The sequence below is a fragment of the Thioclava sp. JM3 genome, from assembly GCF_002213185.1.
Lineage (GTDB): Bacteria > Pseudomonadota > Alphaproteobacteria > Rhodobacterales > Rhodobacteraceae > Thioclava > Thioclava nitratireducens.
The window spans coordinates 87,766-106,071 of record NZ_NBOB01000003.1; the positions used below are offsets into that span (position 1 = coordinate 87,766).

The 18,306-nt window shown below is 64.9% G+C and carries 23 protein-coding genes; 9 read left to right on the top strand and 14 right to left on the bottom strand.

The genetic code is table 11. The features are described 5' to 3' along the window. Positions 1-86: 86 nt before the first annotated feature. On the top strand, positions 87-650 hold the full coding sequence (locus B6V73_RS06295; RefSeq protein WP_088724817.1) for a CHAP domain-containing protein: 564 nt from the start codon (positions 87-89) through the stop codon (positions 648-650). A 25-nt stretch (positions 651-675) separates the two neighbouring features. Here the strand turns inward: B6V73_RS06295 and B6V73_RS06300 are convergent, their stop codons facing one another. Next, entirely contained in the window at positions 676-1,077 is a 402-nt protein-coding gene (locus tag B6V73_RS06300; RefSeq protein ID WP_088724818.1) for a hypothetical protein, read from the bottom strand. Between the two features lie 27 nt (positions 1,078-1,104). Further along, the gene (locus tag B6V73_RS06305) at positions 1,105-2,307 is read right to left on the bottom strand and encodes a pyridoxal phosphate-dependent aminotransferase (protein WP_088724819.1); all 1,203 of its coding nucleotides are present in this window, start codon (positions 2,305-2,307) and stop codon (positions 1,105-1,107) included. Between the two features lie 83 nt (positions 2,308-2,390). Between B6V73_RS06305 and B6V73_RS06310 the strand changes: the two genes are divergently transcribed. The 5 genes from B6V73_RS06310 (at position 2,391) to B6V73_RS06330 (ending at position 5,367) form a co-directional block, all read left to right on the top strand. Further along, positions 2,391-2,768: a helix-turn-helix transcriptional regulator gene (locus B6V73_RS06310; protein WP_088720111.1), complete on the top strand. Its 378-nt coding sequence runs from the start codon at positions 2,391-2,393 to the stop codon at positions 2,766-2,768. Continuing rightward, positions 2,768-3,043, top strand: a complete 276-nt coding sequence (locus B6V73_RS06315) for a succinate dehydrogenase assembly factor 2 (protein WP_075776927.1) — start codon at positions 2,768-2,770, stop codon at positions 3,041-3,043. Before B6V73_RS06310 ends, B6V73_RS06315 begins: the two co-directional genes overlap by 1 nt. 158 nt (positions 3,044-3,201) lie before the next feature. Beyond that, positions 3,202-3,684, top strand: a complete 483-nt coding sequence (locus tag B6V73_RS06320; protein WP_088724952.1) for a MarR family transcriptional regulator — start codon at positions 3,202-3,204, stop codon at positions 3,682-3,684. Positions 3,685-3,787: 103 nt separating this feature from the next. Further along, a complete protein-coding gene (locus B6V73_RS06325) occupies positions 3,788-4,960 on the top strand; it encodes a serine hydrolase (protein ID WP_088724820.1) in 1,173 nt (390 codons plus the stop codon). A 17-nt stretch (positions 4,961-4,977) separates the two neighbouring features. Beyond that, a complete protein-coding gene (locus B6V73_RS06330) occupies positions 4,978-5,367 on the top strand; it encodes a DUF2237 domain-containing protein (protein WP_088724821.1) in 390 nt (129 codons plus the stop codon). Positions 5,368-5,370: 3 nt separating this feature from the next. Here the strand turns inward: B6V73_RS06330 and epmA are convergent, their stop codons facing one another. Then, positions 5,371-6,411, bottom strand: coding sequence for an EF-P lysine aminoacylase EpmA (gene epmA, locus B6V73_RS06335; protein WP_088724822.1), 1,041 nt, complete (start codon positions 6,409-6,411; stop codon positions 5,371-5,373). A 99-nt stretch (positions 6,412-6,510) separates the two neighbouring features. On the opposite strand from epmA, the gene efp reads away from it, so the two are divergent. Further along, complete coding sequence (efp, locus tag B6V73_RS06340) at positions 6,511-7,080, top strand: elongation factor P (protein WP_075776922.1); 570 nt, start codon at positions 6,511-6,513, stop codon at positions 7,078-7,080. A gap of 70 nt (positions 7,081-7,150) precedes the next feature. Here the strand turns inward: efp and B6V73_RS06345 are convergent, their stop codons facing one another. Together B6V73_RS06345 and B6V73_RS06350 are read right to left on the bottom strand one after the other, a co-directional pair. After that, positions 7,151-8,041: a DMT family transporter gene (locus B6V73_RS06345; RefSeq protein WP_088724823.1), complete on the bottom strand. Its 891-nt coding sequence runs from the start codon at positions 8,039-8,041 to the stop codon at positions 7,151-7,153. Then, a complete protein-coding gene (locus B6V73_RS06350) occupies positions 8,038-8,862 on the bottom strand; it encodes an alpha/beta hydrolase (RefSeq protein WP_075776920.1) in 825 nt (274 codons plus the stop codon). The genes B6V73_RS06345 and B6V73_RS06350 overlap by 4 nt, the downstream gene beginning before the upstream one ends. A 63-nt stretch (positions 8,863-8,925) precedes the next feature. Between B6V73_RS06350 and B6V73_RS06355 the strand changes: the two genes are divergently transcribed. Next, a complete protein-coding gene (locus tag B6V73_RS06355) occupies positions 8,926-9,516 on the top strand; it encodes a hypothetical protein (protein ID WP_075776919.1) in 591 nt (196 codons plus the stop codon). Between the two features lie 7 nt (positions 9,517-9,523). Here the strand turns inward: B6V73_RS06355 and B6V73_RS06360 are convergent, their stop codons facing one another. The 5 genes from B6V73_RS06360 to fabA all read right to left on the bottom strand — a co-directional run bounded on the left by B6V73_RS06360 (position 9,524) and on the right by fabA (position 13,883). Beyond that, on the bottom strand, positions 9,524-10,195 hold the full coding sequence (locus tag B6V73_RS06360) for a haloacid dehalogenase type II (protein ID WP_088724824.1): 672 nt from the start codon (positions 10,193-10,195) through the stop codon (positions 9,524-9,526). A gap of 51 nt (positions 10,196-10,246) precedes the next feature. Beyond that, positions 10,247-11,026: a pyrroline-5-carboxylate reductase dimerization domain-containing protein gene (locus B6V73_RS06365; RefSeq protein ID WP_088724825.1), complete on the bottom strand. Its 780-nt coding sequence runs from the start codon at positions 11,024-11,026 to the stop codon at positions 10,247-10,249. A 269-nt stretch (positions 11,027-11,295) separates the two neighbouring features. Then, positions 11,296-12,084: an SDR family oxidoreductase gene (locus tag B6V73_RS06370; protein ID WP_075776916.1), complete on the bottom strand. Its 789-nt coding sequence runs from the start codon at positions 12,082-12,084 to the stop codon at positions 11,296-11,298. Positions 12,085-12,112: 28 nt separating this feature from the next. Then, positions 12,113-13,342 carry a beta-ketoacyl-ACP synthase I gene (fabB, locus tag B6V73_RS06375; RefSeq protein ID WP_075776915.1) on the bottom strand — a complete coding sequence of 410 codons (1,230 nt, stop codon included), beginning with the start codon at positions 13,340-13,342 and terminating at the stop codon, positions 12,113-12,115. 31 nt (positions 13,343-13,373) lie between these two features. Continuing rightward, entirely contained in the window at positions 13,374-13,883 is a 510-nt protein-coding gene (gene fabA, locus B6V73_RS06380; protein WP_075776914.1) for a bifunctional 3-hydroxydecanoyl-ACP dehydratase/trans-2-decenoyl-ACP isomerase, read from the bottom strand. A gap of 163 nt (positions 13,884-14,046) precedes the next feature. Here fabA and irrA point away from each other — a divergent pair, with 163 nt between their 5' ends. Beyond that, positions 14,047-14,472, top strand: coding sequence for an iron response transcriptional regulator IrrA (gene irrA / locus B6V73_RS06385; RefSeq protein ID WP_075776913.1), 426 nt, complete (start codon positions 14,047-14,049; stop codon positions 14,470-14,472). An 87-nt stretch (positions 14,473-14,559) separates the two neighbouring features. Here irrA and B6V73_RS06390 read toward each other — a convergent pair whose 3' ends face one another. From B6V73_RS06390 to B6V73_RS06405, 4 genes are read right to left on the bottom strand one after another with little or no spacing between them, the layout of a single operon-like run. Next, positions 14,560-15,507 (bottom strand): AEC family transporter, encoded by a 948-nt coding sequence (locus tag B6V73_RS06390; protein ID WP_088724826.1) that lies wholly within the window; start codon positions 15,505-15,507, stop codon positions 14,560-14,562. Continuing rightward, positions 15,507-16,310: an MBL fold metallo-hydrolase gene (locus B6V73_RS06395; protein ID WP_075776911.1), complete on the bottom strand. Its 804-nt coding sequence runs from the start codon at positions 16,308-16,310 to the stop codon at positions 15,507-15,509. The genes B6V73_RS06390 and B6V73_RS06395 overlap by 1 nt, the downstream gene beginning before the upstream one ends. Further along, positions 16,307-17,125: a TatD family hydrolase gene (locus B6V73_RS06400; protein ID WP_088724827.1), complete on the bottom strand. Its 819-nt coding sequence runs from the start codon at positions 17,123-17,125 to the stop codon at positions 16,307-16,309. Before B6V73_RS06400 ends, B6V73_RS06395 begins: the two co-directional genes overlap by 4 nt. 22 nt (positions 17,126-17,147) lie before the next feature. Next, on the bottom strand, positions 17,148-18,272 hold the full coding sequence (locus tag B6V73_RS06405; RefSeq protein ID WP_088722518.1) for a DNA polymerase III subunit delta': 1,125 nt from the start codon (positions 18,270-18,272) through the stop codon (positions 17,148-17,150). Positions 18,273-18,306: the final 34 nt, after the last annotated feature.

An 18,306-nucleotide genomic window follows, 5' to 3' on the forward strand; every position in this document is an offset into this window, starting at 1 on the left:
GAATTTCTTCTTCGGTCAAAGCCTGATTCAGGGCTATGCAACGAGGTAACGAAGACGCAACAATTCGACATCGACAGTGATCGCCCATGCTCTCCATCTCTGACCTTGCGGGCCGTGCAGCCCCTCTCTCGCTTGTTCTGATCGCGGCGCTGACCGTCGCGGCCTGTACCCCGACCACCGGCGACAGGATGGGCTTCGCAAGCGCACGGGATGAGGCCGGCGCCGTCAATCTCGAACGCCGTGCATACGCGGTCGAGGTGGCCAAGCAGATGCGCGCCAAGCGCCAGCGGGTCTGGTGCGTGCCGTTCGCGCGCAATGCCTCCGGTATCGACATTCGCGGCAATGCCAAGACGTGGTGGTCGCAGGCGAAGGGGCTCTATGCGCGCGGTCACCAGCCGAAGGTCGGCGCGGTGATGGCCTTCTCGGCGACCCGTCGCAATCCGCTGGGCCATATCGCGGTCGTCTCAGGCGTCGACTCGCCGCGTCAGATCCGGGTCGATCACGCGAACTGGGAGCGTAACAAAGTGTCGCTCGACATGGTCGTGGTGGATGTCTCCGAGAAGAATGACTGGAGCGCCGTGCGCGTCATGAGCAACCCCGGCGCGCTGGGCCGCGTCTATCCGATCACCGGGTTCATCTCGAAAGGCTGAGGTCGATGGGCCCGAGCCGCAGGGCTCAGCCCTCGCTCGTCAGCCGCTCGGCCTTCTTGCGCACCAGAACGCTGCGCAGGTCGTGCATCGTCAGCAACAGCGTATCCGTGATCTCTTCGAGCTGAGCATCGGTCGCCTTCGACTGCGCCCATTGCGCTACGAGATTGAGGTGATCGACCGCGCGCAGAATATCGTCGACATCGCGCTGGGCGAGCACCTCGCGGCGATGCGTCATCCATGCCTCGATCTCGGCACGGTCTTCCTCGGTCAGAACCCGGTCGCCCTGCGGTTTGATCTCGCCGTTGCGGATGTTGATATTGGCGATCGGGTCCATCTCGATCCGGCGCTGACGGTTCTCGATATCGACGCGAAACACCGTCGCGCCATTCTCCTTCACCCGGAAAAAATACTCGGGCAAGTCAGTCATTCGCCAATCTCCCTTGGATAGTCCGCCTTATGTCAGCCCTTCGCAGAAGGCCTTGATGCGGGCGCAGGCCTCGGTCAGGGCCGCGTCCGATGTAGCGTAGCTGATGCGGAAATTCGGTGAAAGCCCGAAGGCCGCGCCGAAGACCACGGCGACGTCGTTTTCCTCCAGCAGCGCGTTGGCGAAATCCTCGTCGCTCTCGATCTTGCACCCGCCTGCGGAGGTCTTGCCGATGCAATCCTTGATCGAGGGGTAGACGTAGAACGCGCCCTCGGGCGTCGGGCAGGAGATGCCGGGGCAGGCGTTGAGCCCGGCCACCACCAGATCGCGCCGCCGCTTGAAGGCGGCGCGGAACGTGTCGATGAAATCCTGTGGTCCGTTGAGCGCCTCGACTGCCGCCCATTGCGAGATCGTGCAGGGGTTCGAGGTCGATTGGCTCTGCACTTTGCGCATCGCCGCGATCAGCTCTTTCGGGCCGGCCGCATAGCCGATCCGCCAGCCGGTCATCGCATAAGCTTTCGAGACGCCGTTGACCGTCAGAGTACGGTTATAGAGCGCGGGTTCGACCTGCGCGGGCGTGGTGAACTCGAACCCGTCGAAGGTGAGATGCTCATACATGTCGTCGGTCATCACCCAGACATGGGGGTGGCGCAGCAGCACGTCGGTCAGCGCCTTCAGCTCGTCGCGCGAATAGGCAGCTCCCGAGGGGTTCGACGGCGAGTTGAACAGGAACCACTTGGTGTTCGGCGTGATCGCGGCGTCCAGCGCCTCGGGGCTGATCTTGTAGCCCATCGCGGGATCACCTTGCACGAAGACGGGGGTGCCGCCGCCGATCAGCACCATATCCGGGTAGCTGACCCAGTAGGGCGTCGGGATCACCACCTCGTCGCCGGGGTTGAGCGTCGCCATCAGCGCGTTGAACAGCACCTGTTTGCCGCCCGAGGAGACCGAGACCTGCTCGGGCGTGTAGCGAAGCCCGTTCTCGCGGGCGAACTTGGCACAGATCGCCTGTTTCAGCTCGGCGATGCCATCCACTGCTGTGTATTTCGTCTTGCCCGCCGCGATCGCGGCTTTCGCGGCACCCTTGATCGACTCGGGCGTGTCGAAGTCGGGTTCGCCGGCGGACAAACCGATCACGTCGCGGCCCGCAGCGCGCAGTTCAGCCACCTTGCCGGTCATCGCGACTGTCGGAGAGGGTTTCACCCGCGCAAGCGTGTCGGAAAGGAATGCCATCGGGTCGCCCTTGATTTGTAACTCGTTCGGCAAACTTCTAGGCTTGGGGCCAAGAGCGTTCAAGTGAAAGCGGGAGAGAGATCATGGTCGACGATTGGTATGGCGAGGCGAGCGCAACATTCGGCGACCGGCTCGCGGGGGCGCGCGAAGCGGCCGGGTTGAGCCAGGAGGACCTGGCGACGCAGCTCGGCGTCCGGCTCGAGACGTTGCAGGCTTGGGAAGAGGATGTGCTCGAGCCGCGCGCGAACCGGCTGCAGATGCTGTCGGGCATGCTCAACGTCACGCTGATGTGGCTGCTCACCGGGTCGGGCGAAGGGCTTGACGGCCCGCCCGAACAGGGAGAAGACGCAAAGGCGGAACGCGCCCTTGTGCGCGAGATCCGGGAAGTGCGGTCCGGCCTCGAGGAGCTCGACGTTCGGCTGGCACGGCTGGAGAAGCGTTTGGTGGCAGGAGAGAGTTGATGGCAGAGACGCGAGAGGCGCGGCTGAAACGGATGAAGATGCGCAGCTGGCGGCGCGGGATCAAGGAAATGGACCTGATCCTCGGGCCTTATGCGGATGCGCGGCTGCCCGAGCTGGATGCCGACACTCTCGAACTCTACGATCAGCTGCTCGAAGAGAACGATCAGGACCTCTACCCGTGGGTGTCCGGCGCGCAGCCTTGCCCGCCGCAATATCTCGATCTGCTCTCCGAAATCGGCCAATTCGCGCGCGAGCGCCACATTACCAAAAGCTGAAAACCGCGCGGAAACCCCGGGTTTTATCGGGTTTTCCGCGAATTTTCAGAGATTTCGGCCCGATTAACGGTATCTTTTCCATTTCCCGCCACTGTCCTGCCTGAGGGGCAGCGCAACTGGCGGAGAGTGCTATGACCGTGCAGAAATCTGCAAGCGACATGACGTCCGTCCCGGCGAGCCCGGGGCTGATGGCGGGATATCTGGACAGCCTATCGCTGCTGGAGCGGCTGCACCGCTTGCTGCTCGATGTGATCAAGGACGAGTTCGAGCGGCTGGGCATCCTCGAGATCAACCCGGTGCAGGCGCTGTTGCTGTTCAACGTGGGCGAAAACGAGGTGACCGCGGGGGAGTTGAAGACCCGTGGCTATTACCAGGGCTCGAACGTCTCCTACAATCTCAAGAAACTGGTGGAGGCGGGCTATATGCACCATCAGCGCAGCGAGATCGATCGCCGCTCGGTCCGGGTGCGCCTGACGCCGAAAGGACGGGGCTTGCGCGACAATGTCGCGGACCTGTTCGAGCGGCATGCCTGCGGGATGGAGACGCGCGGCGTCATCACCTTCGAAGCGATGGAAGAAATGAACCACACGCTGCGCCGGATGGAGCGCTACTGGACCGACCAGATCCGTTATATCTACTGACCCTTGGGCAGGTCGCGTTTGCGCGATGACGCCCGGTTCTCCTTGCCGCGGCGGCGTGCTGCGTGCTTGCTTGCCGTGACGACATGCGATGAGGGGACGTGCGATGAAACAGCTTGGACAAAAGGCGGTGCGCGGAGCGATCCGTGTCGGCATGGCGGCGGCGCTGCCGATTGCGGGGCTCGCTTGGTGGAAGCGCGACGAGATCGCGCGGCTGCGCGCGGTGAACCGGCTGTTCGAGCCCGACCGGATCGTCGGCAATTTCTCCAACATGCCCGCGCTGTTTCATTCGCGCGAGATTGCGCGTGGCGACGGGCCGGTGTCGGACCTGCCCCGCGGGGCGGAGGATGCGCTGCCCGATGGTGTCGACGACTGGATCGAGCGGCGCTGGATCACCGCGCTGGTGAAGCTGCGCCATGGCCAGATCACGCATGAGCGCTATTTCCGCGGCACTGCGCCAGAGGATCTGCGGATCTCATGGTCGATGGCGAAAAGCTTCCTCTCGGCCACGCTGGGGATCCTGCACCATCAGGGTGTCATCCCCGATCTCGACGCGCCGCTCACCCGCTTTGCACCGCAGCTGAAGGGGTCGGGCTATGACGGCGTCACGATTCGAGATGCGCTGGTGATGTCCTCGGGCGTGGCGTTCAACGAGGACTATCTGGATTTCCATTCGGATATCAACAAGATGGGTCGTGTGCTGGCGATGGGGCGGTCGATGGACGCCTTCGCAGCCTCGCTCAAGATCCGCGAGGCGGAGCCGGGGGCGCGGATGCTCTATGTCTCGATCGACACGCATGTTCTGGGCATGGTCATTGCGGGCGCGACCGGGGCCGACCCGGCGCAGGTGATGGGTGAATTGCTGATCGTGCCGATGGGGCTGGAGGCCGCGCCCGTGATGCTGACCGACGGGCTGGGCGTCAGCTTCGTACTTGGCGGGCTGAACCTGCGGACGCGCGACTATGCGCGCTTCGGCCAGATGTTCCTGCAAAAGGGCTTCTGGAACGGCCGCCAGATCGTGCCCGAGGACTGGGTTACGAAATCGACCGCGCTGCAGGCGCCGAAGGGCGAGGGCTACGGCTATCAATGGTGGGTGCCCGTCGACACGGCGGATCACGGCGGCGACTATTTCGCGCGCGGCATCTATGGCGAGCATATCTATGTCAGCCCCGCGACCGACGCGGTGATCGCGATTAACGCCGCCGACTGGCGTTTCAAGGAGGAGGGCGTCGAAGAGGAAAACCTTGCCATGTTGCGCCGCATCGCCGAGGTTTCCTGAAAGGGGAGGGCCGCGCGATGCAGATGTATGAGGCGATCAACGTTCTGGGCGGCCCCTTGCAACCCTGTTCGCTCGAGCCCCGGACCGGGTTTTTCCGTGATGGCAGCTGCAACACCTGCTGGGAGGATAGCGGCTCGCATACGGTCTGCGCGGTGATGACGTCGGAGTTCCTCGCCTTCTCGAAATATCTCGGCAACGACCTGAGCACGCCGCGCCCAGAATACGACTTTCCGGGGCTCAAGCCGGGCGACCGCTGGTGCCTGTGCGCGTCGCGCTTTTTGCAGGCGGCGCAGGAGGGCTGCGCGCCCGAGGTGATGCTGGCCTCGACCCATCGCGATGCGCTGCGGGTGGTGCCGTTCAAGGTGCTGGCCGATCATGCGGCCGAGAAGAAGGGCGGGAAGGGCTGAGGCTCAACCCGTCGCGCCGCCCACCGGAACCCAGAGCACATCCTCGATCTTCGGCGCGCCGGTCGCGAGCATCACCAGCCGGTCGAAGCCGAGCGCGATGCCCGACGCTTCGGGCATGATCTCGAGCGCTGCGAGGAAGTCTTCGTCGATCGGGTAACGCTCGCCGTAGAGCTGTTCCTTCAGGTCCATATCGGCCTCGAAGCGGCGGCGCTGCTCGGCCGGATCGGTCAGCTCGCCGAAGCCGTTGGCGAGTTCTACCCCGCAGGCGTAAAGCTCGAACCGTTCGGCCACGCGGGCGTCATCCGGGGCAGGGCGGGCCAGCGCGGCCTCGGCCAGTGGATAGCGGTCCAGAATCGTCGCGCGGCCATGGCCCAGATGCGGTTCGACCTTCGCGACCAGCAGTTTCGAGACGATGTCGGACCAGCTATCCGCATCGGCAACCGCAAAGCCGATCGCCTCGCATTGCCCGCGCAGGGCCGCCACGTCCGTTTCCGCTCCGTCGCAGGTGCCGAGCAGGTCGATCCCGGCATGGCGTTCGAAGGCGTCGGCCACCGACAACCGCTCAGGTTCGGCGAAGGGATCGCACTCGGCGGTGCCATAGCGCAGCACGGGCGATCCCGCTGCCTCCGCGGCCAGCCGCAGCATCGCCGCGCAATCCGCCATCAGCGCGGTGTAGTCTTCGCCCGCGCGATACCATTCCAGCATGGTGAACTCGGGCGAATGGCGCTTGCCCGCCTCGCGGTTGCGCCAGACATGGGCGAAGGCGGCGATGCGCGGCTCGCCCCCCGCCAGCAGTTTCTTCATCGCGAATTCGGGCGAGGTGTGCAGATACATTCGCCGCGCCGCGCCGTCATTGCCGATCATGTCGGTGGCGAAGGCGTGCAGATGCGCCTCGTTGCCGGGGGAGACCTGCAGAGCGCAGGGATCGACTTCGACGAAATCCTCTGCCGCCAGCCAGCCGCGGATCGCGGCCTGAATGCGGTTGCGCGCGAGCAGGGCAGGGCGGCGGTCGGCGTGGCGCTCGGGCGTCCAGAACGGGGGCATGGAAGGCCTTTCAGGCTGGAAATCGGGGCGCAAATGGTTTAGGCGCTCTGCAATCCGGGCGCCAGAGCCTGTTTTATCCGAATTCAAAGGGGTCCTTTCATGGCGAAAGTCATCGCTTCCTCTGTCCGCAAGGGCAACGTGCTAGAAATCGACGACAAGCTTTACGTCGTGATCACCGCGCAGAACATCCATCCCGGCAAGGGCACGCCCGTGACGCAGGTCGACATGCGCCGCATCTCGGACGGCACCAAGGTGTCGGAGCGTTGGCGCACGACCGAGCAGGTCGAGCGCGCCCATGTCGAAGAGCGTGAATACGATTTCCTCTATGAGGATGGCGAAGGCTACCACTTCATGGACCCCGAGACCTACGAGCAGCTCGCGGTTCAGGAAGATGTGATCGGCGATGCGAAGGTATTCCTGCGCGACGGGATCCGCGTTCATCTTAAGACCTTCCAGGAAAACGCGATCGCGATCGACCTGCCGCAGAAAGTCACTGTCGAGGTCGAAGAGACCGAGCCGGTCGTGAAGGGTCAGACCGCCTCGTCGAGCTACAAGCCCTCGATCTGCACCGGCGGGATCCGCGTGATGGTGCCGCCGCATATCGGAGTCGGTACGCGCATCGTGATCAACACCGAAGACACCACCTATGTGGAGCGCGCGAAGGACTGATCCTCGCAGCGATCTGATAGAAAAGGCGCCCTTCCGGGCGCCTTTTTTGTTTACGGATGGGAAGTGTAGGTCAGGCGGGGCGTTGCGCGGGGCGGGCTGGCCAGACTTCCAGCAGACCAGCTGCGAGTACGAGCGCGCCGCCTGCGATCTCCATAGCGGAGAGCAGCTCTCCTGCGATCAGCGCGGCGGAGACCGCGCCGACCAGGACCTCGCTCATCAGCAAGATTCCGATCCGCGCCGGTTCGAGCCGGACGGTGGCCCACATCAGAGCTGCCGTCGCAGCGCCCCACCAGAACACCCCGGCGGAGATGGTGAGCCCGAGTGCGGCGGCCCAATCGACCCCGCTCGCGGGAAGGGGCGCGAGGAACGGCGCGAGGCAAAGCGCGGTGAGGGCCGCGCCAGCCGCGAAGGTGAAGGTGGCCGGGCCGGGCGAGAGCGTCGATCTGGTGCGCATCCCGGTGGTCGCGACCGACCAGATCACGCCGCCGACGAGGGTCATCCATTCGCCGAGGCTGCTCGGCAGGGGCAGGCCGCCGCCCGCGCCCAGCATCAGACCGAGCCCGGAGAGACCCACGACGATCGCAGCCATCCGCAGCCGCGAGACCGGCCAGCCCATCACGAACCGTCCGATCAGCACCGACCAGACCGGGGTGAGAAACCACAGCAGGATCACCAGCGCGACGCGGCCATAGAGGAAACCGATCGAATAGAGCGCGAAGGCCGCACCGCCGAGCGCGACCGAGGCCAGCGCTGCGGGCGTCGCAGTGGTAAGCTCGGCGCGTTTGGCCCATGCGACCGGCGCCATTGCCGCGCAGGCGACCACGGTGATCGCGACCGTGCCCCAGGCGCCCGCCATACCATGGCCGTCCAGCGCGCGCACCGGCAGCCAGTAAAGCCCCCAAAGCGCGCCCGTGATCAGCGTGATCGCGCTGGCGATGAGGGTGACGCGGGCCTCGCTCATCCTTTGATCCGCTCGATCCACGCTTCCAGCGCGGCCAGCGCCTCGGGTTCGTCGAGGAAGGGGATATGGGCGCGGTCGGCGACGCGGGCATAGATCATGTCCGGGCGGCGGCGCTGCATCTCTTCGACGGTGGCGTCGCTCAGCAGATCGGAATTCGCGCCGTGGATCAGGACGAGCGGCAGCCCCTCGGTCGCCTCGAAGAGCGGCCAGGCGGGCTCCACGCCGCCCTTGAAGGCGCCGAGGAAAGCCTCGCGCAGGGCGGGGTCGTAATTGATTTTCAGCCCCGTCTCGGTCTCGACGTAATGGTGACGGACCTCCATCGCCCAGCGGTTGGGTGGGACGTCGGCGAAGCCGGTCATCGCCTCGGGCAGCTTCTCGGCCATTTCCGCGTAGCTCTTCGCCGCCGGGTTGCGCCCGATATAGTCGAAGATCTTGTTCAGCCCCGTCTCGTCGAGAACGGGGCCCACGTCGTTCAGCGCAAGCCCGGTCATCCGCTCTTTCGCGGTCAGCGCGAGATACATGCCTACGAGCCCGCCGCGCGAGGTGCCGAGGATCGCGGCCTTCTCGATCCCGAGATGATCGAGAAGCTGGAGCGCATCCGCCGCTTCGCGCGGCACGGTGTAGGTTTCCTGTCCGGTCCAGTCGCTCTCGCCGCGGCCGCGATAATCCATGCAGATCAGCCGCACGTCCTTCAGATGCGGGGCGACATAGTCGAAATCTCGGGTGTTCCGCGTCAGACCGGACAAAGCCAGGATCGGCACGCCGCTGCCGCTGTCGCGATACGCGATCTTCGCACCATCATCCGCGGTAAAGAAATCCATTACGCCGCTCCTCTCTGGATTGCTGACCTGTCCGCGATCATAGTGCGTCAGAGGGAGATCGCCATGGCTGACACGCTGGAAAGATTACACGAAAGACTGAGCGCGCTCGAAGACGAGATCGAAGCGGAATGGGACCGTCGCCGCGAGGCGATGGCGTTCCGGCTCGATCATAACCGGGTGGTGTTCGAGGCGGGCGTGCGCGATGCGCACCGGCAGGCGCGTGTGGGCCTGTTGCGCTTTCTGTCCTACGCGCGCCCGATGGTCATTTTGACGGCTCCGGTGATCTATTCGCTGATCGTGCCCTTCGTGCTGCTCGATCTTTTCGTGAGCCTCTATCAGGCAATCTGTTTTCCGATCTACCGTATCGCCAAGGTGAAGCGCTCCGATCATATCGTGGTCGACCGTCAGCATCTGGCCTATCTCAACGCGCTGCAGAAGCTGAACTGCGTCTATTGCGGCTATTGCAACGGGCTTCTGAGCTATGTGCGCGAGATCGCCGGCCGGACCGAGCAGTACTGGTGCCCGATCAAGCACGCGCACCGGGTGAAGGGGCCGCATCTGCGCTACCGCGATTTCGTGGAATACACGGATGCCGAAGGGTTTCAGGCGCAGACGATGCGGCTGCGACGCGCGCTGCGCGAGATGGAGGAGTGAGCGCGGCTCAGAGGTGGTCGGGCACCGCGCGCAGGTCGGTCAGGATCGCCGCGGGTTTATAGGGCAGCCGTTCGACCGGGGCGTTTGCGCGGTTGACCCACAGCACCCGGAAGCCCGCCTTCGCCGCCCCAGCCGCGTCCCAGCCATTCGACGAGATGAAACAGGTCTTCTCCGGTGCGACGCCCATTTTCTGCGCGATCATGTCGTAGACGGCGGCGCGCGGTTTGTAATGGCCGATCTCGTGGATCGAGAGCACCTCGTCGAGCAGATGCCCCACGCCCGCCGCATGAACCGCAGCCCCCAGCATGTCGGGCGCGCCATTCGACAGGATCGCACGCCCGACACCGCGATGGTGCAGCGCATCGAGCATCTCGGGCACTTCCGGGAAAGCGGGCAATTCGCGGTAAAGTGCCATCAGCCGCTCGGCCAGATCGGGATCGTCGAGATCCTGCGCCGCCATCGCCCAATCGAGCCCGTCGCGGGTCAGCTGCCAGAAATCGACGTAATCGCCCATCACCTCCCGCAGCCAGCTATATTCGAGCTGCTTGCGACGCCAGTCTGCTGCAAGGCGCGGCCAGATCTCGGTCAGGCGCGGTTCCTCGGCGGCCAGATTGCGCGCGGCGGCGTCGACGTCGAAGAGCGTGCCGTAGGCGTCGAAGACGCAAAGCTGAATGGACATGATGTTTCCTCCCGAGCTTCACCCTAGCGTCGGTGAGGCCGGGTGCAAGGGTCAGTAAATGTCGCGCGAGGCTTGCGTCGCGGCGACGAGCCCTTCGGCGAGACGCTCGGCAAAGCCATTGTCGCGCAGCGTGGTGAGGCCCTTGGCGGTCGTGCCCGCGTAGTCGATCATCTCCTGCACATGGGCCTGAGGGGGCGGACCCTCGGCCATTATCTCTCCGGCCGAGAGAAATAGCTGGCGCACCGCGCGGTCTGCGATCTCGGGCGGGACGCCCTGATCTTCGGCATGACGCGCCATCGCAGCCGCGCAGGCGGCGACGAATCCCGGCACCGGGCCGGTCATCGCGGTAAAGAAGTCGATCTGTGCCTCGTCGTGCAGTTCGTCCGTCTGCCCGCAGGCCTGGAAGAGGGCGCGGGTGCGGGTGCGGTCTTCCTCGGTCACGGCGTCGCTCGCGAACCACGGCGAATAGGCAAGGCCCTTTGCGGCGGCGGGGCTCGACATGGCGCGGAGCACGCGGGGGCTGGCGCTGATGCGGGTGAGGTCGGCCAAAGGCACGCCCGCCATGACGGAGATCACCAGCTTGTCTTTCGCATCGATCCTGAGATCTCGGGCGGCCGCGGGCGGCACGCAGAGGATCACCACGTCGCAAGCCTCTGCCAGTGCCTGCGGATCGGTCAGCACTTTCTGGGGTGGGAAGCCGTCAATGCCAGGCACGGTGCCGGAGCGGTTGGCCATCAGAAGCGACCTGGGTTCCGCGCGCCAAAGCGCGTCGGCGATCGCTGCGCCGAGCATCCCTGAGCCGATGATGCCGATGGAGAAATCGAGTGCCATGCGCGCCTCCCTGCGTGTTCGGGGCAGCCTAGCGCGGGGCAGGGGATGGGGGAAGGGAGGGAGGTCCGCTTCAAACACGAGACTGCGCCCGGAACGCGGCGAAGCCGCAGGGCGCGCGCGCCGGCCCGTTCCCGCGGGCTGGCGCCTTGGCCAGCCGCGCGAAACGCAGCCATGTTCAAGGTATGTGGCTTGGATAAAGCGCTGCCGAACAGAGCGTGAGCCGCGCCACCCCACGGGCCGGCGCGCGCCCTGCTTGCGATTGGCTGAGCTTACAGGTTCTCCGCCGCGGGCATGCCCATGACGTGATAGCCGCTATCGACCGAGATGATCTCCCCGGAGGTGCAGGCACCATAATCCGAGAGCAGATAGACAGCCGTACCGCCGATCGCTTCCAGAGTCGCGTTGTGGCGCAGGGGCGAATTGTGCTCAGTATGGCGGAAGGTCTTGCGCGCGCCGCCGATTGCGGCCCCGGCCAGCGTCTTCATCGGGCCGGGCGAGATCGCGTTCACGCGGATGCCGTCAGGGCCCAGATCGGCTGCCAGATAGCGCACCGCCGATTCCAGCGCCGCCTTCGCCACGCCCATCACGTTGTAATAGGGCGTCACGCGCTGCGAGCCCATATAGGTCAGCGTGATCATCGAGCCGCCCTCGTTCATCAGTTCCGAGGCACGCTTGGCCACGTCGATGAAGCTGTAGCAGGAGATCGTCAGCGAGTTCTTGAAGTTCTCGCGGGTGGTGTTGATGAACCGTCCCGCGAGTTCGGACTTGTCGGAATAGGCGATGGCGTGGACGACGAAATCGATCGAGCCCCATTCCTCTTTCAGCTTGGCGAAGGCGGCGTCCATCGAGGCGTCGTCATTCACGTCCACATCCAGCAGGAATTTCGAGCCCACGCTCTCGGCCAGCGGTTCGACCCGTTTGCCGAAAGCCTCTCCTTGGTAGGAGAACGCGAGTTCCGCGCCTTGCTCGGCCAGTGCCTTCGCGATCCCCCAAGCGATCGAACGCTCGTTGGCGACCCCCATCACGAGGCCGCGCTTACCCTTCATCAGTTCCGCCATTCCCGTCCCTGCCGCCGTTATAAATTCGTTAGTCCAAATATTTGCTCATCACGAGCGACGCGTTGGTGCCGCCGAAACCGAAGCTGTTCGACAGGACCGAGTCGAACTCGACATTGTCGATCCGCTCCATCGCGATCTCTTCGGCTTTGATCGCCGGGTCGAGTTCGGTGATGTTGGCCGAGGCCGCGATGAAGTTGTTTTCCATCATCAGCAGCGAATAGATCGCCTCATGCACGCCGGTCGCGCCGAGCGAGTGCCCGGTGAGCGATTTGGTCGAAGAAATCTTCGGCACGTTCTCCTCGCCGAAGACGCGGCGCACGGCCTGCACTTCGGTCACGTCGCCTGCGGGCGTCGAGGTGCCGTGGGCGTTGATATAGGAAATCTTGCGGCCTTCGGGCAGGGTGCCGACCGCGAGCTTCATCGAGCGCTCGCCGCCTTCGCCCGACGGCGCCACCATGTCGTGGCCGTCCGAGGTCGCGCCGTAACCGGTGACTTCCGCGTAGATCTTCGCGCCGCGTGCCTTGGCGTGCTCGAGTTCTTCAAGCACGACGACGCCGCCGCCACCCGCGATGACGAAGCCGTCACGGGTCGCGTCGAAGGCGCGCGAGGCCAGCTCGGGCGTGTCGTTATATTTCGACGACATCGCACCCATCGCGTCGAAGAGGCAGCTCAGCGTCCAGTCCAACTCCTCGCCGCCGCCGGCGAAGACGATGTCCTGCTTGCCCATCTGGATCAGCTCGGTGCCGTTGCCGATGCAATGCGCCGAGGTCGAGCAGGCCGAGGTGATCGAGTAGTTCACGCCCTTGATCTTGAACGGCGTGGCCAGACAGGCCGAGTTCGTCGAACTCATGCAGCGGGTCACCATGAACGGCCCCATCCGCTTGGGCGAGCCCTTCTCCATGACGATGCGATGCGCCTCGAAGAAGTTCGAGGTGGACGGACCGCCCGAGCCCATGATCAGGCCGCTGCGCGGATTCGAGATGTCGCTCTCTTCCAGACCGCTATCGGCCAGAGCCTGCTCCATCGCGATGAAGTTGTAGGCCGCACCCGGGCCCATGAAGCGCAGGTTGCGCTTGTCGATATGGTCTTCGAGCGTGATCTTCGGCTGGCCTTTGACCTGGCTGCGGAAGCCGCGCTCGGCATAATCCTCGGCGAATACGATGCCGGATTTGCCGGCCTTCAGGCTGGCGGTGACTTCTTCGGCATTGTTGCCGATGGGCGAGACGATGCCCAAACCGGTGATGACGACGCGGCGCATGCGGGCCTCCTGTCTTGTCTGTCTATGGGGGTCAGCTCTCGGAGAGCGCGACCTTCATGTCCTTGACCTCGTAGATCACGTCACCGTCGGCCTCGACGATCCCGTCGGCGACACCCATGGTCAGGCGACGCGTCTGAACGGCCTTGGTGAAGTCGACCTTGTAGGTCAGCATTTTACGATCCGGGCGGACCATGCCGGTGAGCTTGACCTCGCCCACGCCCAGAGCATAGCCGCGACCCTGCCAGCCACGCCACCCCAGGTTGAAACCGGTGAGCTGCCAAAGGCCATCGAGACCGAGACAACCGGGCATTATCGGATTTCCGGGGAAGTGGCATTCGAAGAACCACAGGTCCGGGGTGATGTCGAACTCGGCGACAACGTGACCCTTGCCGTGCTTGCCGCCATCGCCCGAGATATCGGTGATGCGATCCATCATCAGCATCGGCGGCGCCGGTAGCTGCGCATTGCCGGGGCCGAACAGCTCCCCGCGTGCACATTTCAGAAGATCTTCTTTCCCGAAGCTCGTCGGAAACCCAGCCATCGGCGCTCCTTCCCGGTTTTGGCGTGCTTTTGCATCCCTCTATCACCGCGTGGCCGCGCGGCGCAAGGGCGACGGTCGTCGGTCGCGCGCTCGGGCCCGCGCTCGCGCGGTTGCATTGAAACCTGAGTGGAAAAGTCTCATATAGGTAGCGAGGAGACATGACATGGCTGTGACGAATTCGACCGAACAGCGCCGCGGACAGGAATGGCTGACCCGCGGCGGGCTGCGTCCCACCCGTCAGCGACTGGCGCTGGCCACATTGCTCGTGGGCGATGGGGAAAATCGTCACGTCACCGCCGAAAGCCTCTACGCGGCCGCGTGCGACGCTGGCGAAAAGGTCTCGCTCGCGACCGTCTACAACACGCTCAAGGCGTTTTGCGATGCCGGGCTGATGCATGAGATCACTGTCGATGGCGCACGCAGCTATTTCGATACGCGCATGGACGATCACCCGCATTTCTTCTGGGAAGACGACAATCGCCTGTCGGATGCGCCGGCCGAGGAACTGAAACTCGCCTCGATCCCGCAAGCCCCGGAAGGCGCCGAGATTACCCGCGTCGACGTCGTGATCCGCGTCCGCAAGGCCTGATTGCCGCTTCTTCTTGGCGAAAATATCCCGGGGTGAATGGCCGTAGGCCAGAGGGGCAGAGCCTCTGTATTGCGTCGCCCTCAAACCTCACGGCAGGATCGCGAGCCAGCCCCAGATCGTCAGGATCGACAATGCCGTCGCGATCAGCACGGCCGAGGCCGCGACTCTGCGCGCTACCCCGTAGATATTCGCGAAGAGATAGGCGTTCACACCGGGTGCCATCGCCGCTGTCAGCGTGGCCGAGCGAAGCGACGCGGTGTCGACGCCGAAGCCGAAATGCGCAAGGCCGTAGGTGATCGCCGGATGCAGACCCAGCGACAGGCCGGTGATCATCGCGATGGCTTTCGCGTCGCCTTCTGGGCGGTAGCGATAGAGCACGCCGCCCAGCCCGAACAAGGCCGCTGGCAGGGCTGCGCGGGCCATCATGTTCATCGCCTCCATCAGAGGATGGGGCAGGGGCTGACCGGTCAATGTGGTGAGTATCTTGATCACGAAGCCCGTCAGGATCCCGATCACCAGCGGCGTCCGGATCACCCCGATCAGCGCGTTGAGGCCGACGCGCCCGAGCGACGTGCCGGTGCCGGACGACCGCACCATCTCCATGGCGAGGATGCCGATCGTGTAGAGGAAGGGCGAATGGACCGAGATGATCGCGAAGTTGCCCGACAGCGCATCGGTACCATAGGCGCGCTCGGTGATCGGGACGCCCAGCAGCAGAGAATTCGAGAACAGGCAGGCGAAGCCGATCGCGACGCTTTCGGGGCCGTTGCGGCCCATCGCGCGCGCGCCGGTGATGCCGATCGCGAAAGAGATCAGCGCCCCCGCGTAGAAGGCGGCCATCATCGCCCAGTTATAGCTCTGCGTCAGGTCCAGATTCGCGATCGAGCGCGCCAGAAGCACGGGCACCGCGAAATTCTGCGCGAAACGCATCAGCCCGTCGACCGCGCCCTCGGAAAACAGCCCGCGCAAGGCCACGACATAGCCGAAGGCGATCACGAGGAAGACCGGCAGGATGACGTTGATCAGGACGCTCATTAGAGACCGAAATCCAGAACCATTCCGTCATGGGCAGGGCGGATGTGATCGGGCGTCTCGTTGGCGACCGCGTCGTGGTCGAGGTCGATATGCATGTTGGTGAGCACCGCGCTTGCGGGTTGGGCGCGTTCGATCCATTCCAGCGCGCGGGCCAGATGGGCGTGCGTCGGATGCGGCTTGCGGCGCAGCGCGTCGAGCACCCAGCAATCCAGACCGTCGAGATGTTTCCACGCCTCTTCGGGGATGTCCGAGACGTCGGGCAGATAGGCCAGCCCGCCGATCCGGAAGCCGAGCGCGTCGATATTGCCATGCTCGACCCGGAAGGGCTGAAATTCGATCGAGCCGCCCGCGCCGGTGACCTGGAAAGGCCGCTCGCGATGGATCGATTTCAACTCGCAGATTGGTTTGTAATTGCTGTCCGAGGGCTGAACGAAGGCATAGGCGAAGCGGTCCAGAAGCGCGGTCTCGGTATCGGAATCGGCCCAGACGGGCAGGCGGGTGCGCATGTTGAAGACGATCTGGCGCAGATCGTCGAGCCCGTGGACGTGATCGGCATGGCTATGGGTGTAGACCACCGCGTCCAGCTCGCCCACGCCTGCGGTCAGAAGCTGCTGGCGCATGTCGGGCGTGGTGTCGATCAGAACCCGCGTCGTGCCCGATTGCGACACGCGCTCCACCAGCATCGAACAGCGCAGCCGGTGGTTCTTCGGGTTCGCCGGGTCGCACTCGCCCCAGTTGTTGCCAAGGCGCGGCACGCCCCCCGAGGAGCCACAGCCGAGGATCGTGAAGCGCATCCGGCTCATGCAGCGACGCTCCCGCGTTCGCCATGTTCGGCGGCTTTCCAGAACAAACGGTCGAAATTGGCCTGCGTCGCGGCGGCGAATTCCTCCAGCGGCAGGCCGAATACATCGGCGCCGACCTTGGCGGTGTGGGCGGTATAGGCGGGCTCGTTGCGCTTGCCGCGATAGGGCGGCGGCGCGAGATAGGGGCTATCGGTTTCCACGAGGATCCGGTCGAGCGGCGCGGCGGCGAAGATGTCTCGCACTTCCTGGCTTTTCGGGAAAGTCGCGATGCCGGACATCGACAGGTAAAAGCCCAGATCGACAGAGACCTGCGCGAGGCGCGGCCCCGACGAATAGCAATGCATGACACAGGAATAGGGCTTGGCCTTCATCCCCTCGGTCAGGATCGCTTCCATGTCCTCATCGGCGTCGCGCGAATGGATGATCAGCGGCAGGCCGGTTTCCTGCGCGGCTTCGATATGCAGGCGCAGGGAGGTTTTCTGCACCTCGGCACTCTCGGCGGTGTAGTGATAGTCGAGCCCGGTCTCGCCGATACCCACGAATTTCGGGTGCTTCGCCAGCGCCACCAACTCGTTCACGGTTGCCATCGGTTCTTCGGCCACGCTCATCGGGTGGGTGCCCGCGGCGTAGAAGACGCCCTTATGCGCCTCGGCGATGGAGCGCACGGAGGGCTCGTTCTTCAGCTTGGTGCAGATCGTCACCATCCGGGTCACGCCGGCGGCGTTCGCGCGGGCGATGATGTCATCGCGCTCACCGTCGAAATCGGGGAAATCGAGATGGCAATGGCTGTCTGTGATCTCGTGCGGGAGGGTCAAAATCGGCTCCTTTCGCGCCGCATCAGGAGGCGGCGGCTGTGATCTCCAAGACGATATCCATCACGAGCGCGGCAGGGTCAAGGTTGACCGCCCGGCCGTGGGCGGCGCGTGCGCCCATGCTCTGATGAAGGGCGGCCCATTTCATCGCTGCCTGATCGTCGGGCGACAATCGTGCGAGAAGCTGTGCCTCGCCGGGAGCGGCCTCGGGGTGGGGCGGTCCCATCACGCCCGCGCGCGCGGCACGCGAGAGAAAGAGGTCGATCAGGTTGAGCACGAGGATGAAGCGGTTCTCGTTCGCCTTGCCCACGCAGCTTTCGGCCAGCGCCAGCGCGCCCAGACGGTCGAGCCGGGGGAGGGTGCCCATCAGGTCGACGAGCTTGGCATAGGTCGTCATGCCGTCCTGATTGATCAGCCGGATCGCGGCGCCGACGGAGCCGCCCGAGAGCGCGGCCAGCGCGTGGTGGTCGAGGTCCGGCGGCTCGCCATCTTCCTCGGCGGCGGCAATCGCGGCTTCCATCTGCTCGGCCGAGAGCGTGCCCAGTCGCAATTCGCGACAGCGGGAGCGGATCGTTGGCAGCAGCCGCGCCGGCTGATGCGCGATCAACAGGAAGGTCACCCGCGGCGGCGGCTCTTCGAGTAGTTTCAGGAGCGCGTTAGCGGCCTGCGTGTTCATCTCGTCGGCAGCATCGACGATCACCACGCGTCGCCCGCCCTCGGCGGCAGACAGATGCAGGAAGGAGCGCAGCTTGCGCACCTCGTCGACACGGATGTCCTGCGACAGCGCGGATTCGGTGGCGTTGGGCCCGCGTTTGAGCACAAAGATACCGGGCTCCGATCCGGCGTGGATACGACTGAGCGCCGGGTGGTTCGGATCGGGCTCGAGGCTGGTGGGGCGTTCCGGTTCGCCGAACAGGCCCGGCCCATCCTCTTCGGGTTGGGTCATCAGAAAACGGGTGATCCGCCATGCCAGCGTCGCCTTGCCCACGCCGCGCGGTCCGGTCAGCAGCCAGCCGTGATGCAGCCGTCCCATGTTGTACGCGTCGAGAAAGCCCTCTTCGGCCCGCGCCTGACCCACCAGACGCAGCGTGTCGCGCGGGTGTCGCGCACCGGGCGCAAGGGTCGGATCGGGGAGATCGGCGAGGCTCATGGCGGCACTCTAAATGCGCGCGCGGGCGGTTTCC

Excerpts from the sequence above, each read along its gene's own strand:
- B6V73_RS06295 (WP_088724817.1), top strand. The coding sequence starts at position 87 with ATGCTCTCCATCTCTGACCTTGCGGGCCGTGCAGCCCCTCTCTCGCTT.
- B6V73_RS06300 (WP_088724818.1), bottom strand. The coding sequence starts at position 1,077 with ATGACTGACTTGCCCGAGTATTTTTTCCGGGTGAAGGAGAATGGCGCG.
- B6V73_RS06305 (WP_088724819.1), bottom strand. The coding sequence starts at position 2,307 with ATGGCATTCCTTTCCGACACGCTTGCGCGGGTGAAACCCTCTCCGACA.
- B6V73_RS06310 (WP_088720111.1), top strand. The coding sequence starts at position 2,391 with ATGGTCGACGATTGGTATGGCGAGGCGAGCGCAACATTCGGCGACCGG.
- B6V73_RS06315 (WP_075776927.1), top strand. The coding sequence starts at position 2,768 with ATGGCAGAGACGCGAGAGGCGCGGCTGAAACGGATGAAGATGCGCAGC.
- B6V73_RS06320 (WP_088724952.1), top strand. The coding sequence starts at position 3,202 with ATGACGTCCGTCCCGGCGAGCCCGGGGCTGATGGCGGGATATCTGGAC.
- B6V73_RS06325 (WP_088724820.1), top strand. The coding sequence starts at position 3,788 with ATGAAACAGCTTGGACAAAAGGCGGTGCGCGGAGCGATCCGTGTCGGC.
- B6V73_RS06330 (WP_088724821.1), top strand. The coding sequence starts at position 4,978 with ATGCAGATGTATGAGGCGATCAACGTTCTGGGCGGCCCCTTGCAACCC.
- epmA (WP_088724822.1), bottom strand. The coding sequence starts at position 6,411 with ATGCCCCCGTTCTGGACGCCCGAGCGCCACGCCGACCGCCGCCCTGCC.
- efp (WP_075776922.1), top strand. The coding sequence starts at position 6,511 with ATGGCGAAAGTCATCGCTTCCTCTGTCCGCAAGGGCAACGTGCTAGAA.
- B6V73_RS06345 (WP_088724823.1), bottom strand. The coding sequence starts at position 8,041 with ATGAGCGAGGCCCGCGTCACCCTCATCGCCAGCGCGATCACGCTGATC.
- B6V73_RS06350 (WP_075776920.1), bottom strand. The coding sequence starts at position 8,862 with ATGGATTTCTTTACCGCGGATGATGGTGCGAAGATCGCGTATCGCGAC.
- B6V73_RS06355 (WP_075776919.1), top strand. The coding sequence starts at position 8,926 with ATGGCTGACACGCTGGAAAGATTACACGAAAGACTGAGCGCGCTCGAA.
- B6V73_RS06360 (WP_088724824.1), bottom strand. The coding sequence starts at position 10,195 with ATGTCCATTCAGCTTTGCGTCTTCGACGCCTACGGCACGCTCTTCGAC.
- B6V73_RS06365 (WP_088724825.1), bottom strand. The coding sequence starts at position 11,026 with ATGGCACTCGATTTCTCCATCGGCATCATCGGCTCAGGGATGCTCGGC.
- B6V73_RS06370 (WP_075776916.1), bottom strand. The coding sequence starts at position 12,084 with ATGGCGGAACTGATGAAGGGTAAGCGCGGCCTCGTGATGGGGGTCGCC.
- fabB (WP_075776915.1), bottom strand. The coding sequence starts at position 13,342 with ATGCGCCGCGTCGTCATCACCGGTTTGGGCATCGTCTCGCCCATCGGC.
- fabA (WP_075776914.1), bottom strand. The coding sequence starts at position 13,883 with ATGGCTGGGTTTCCGACGAGCTTCGGGAAAGAAGATCTTCTGAAATGT.
- irrA (WP_075776913.1), top strand. The coding sequence starts at position 14,047 with ATGGCTGTGACGAATTCGACCGAACAGCGCCGCGGACAGGAATGGCTG.
- B6V73_RS06390 (WP_088724826.1), bottom strand. The coding sequence starts at position 15,507 with ATGAGCGTCCTGATCAACGTCATCCTGCCGGTCTTCCTCGTGATCGCC.
- B6V73_RS06395 (WP_075776911.1), bottom strand. The coding sequence starts at position 16,310 with ATGAGCCGGATGCGCTTCACGATCCTCGGCTGTGGCTCCTCGGGGGGC.
- B6V73_RS06405 (WP_088722518.1), bottom strand. The coding sequence starts at position 18,272 with ATGAGCCTCGCCGATCTCCCCGATCCGACCCTTGCGCCCGGTGCGCGA.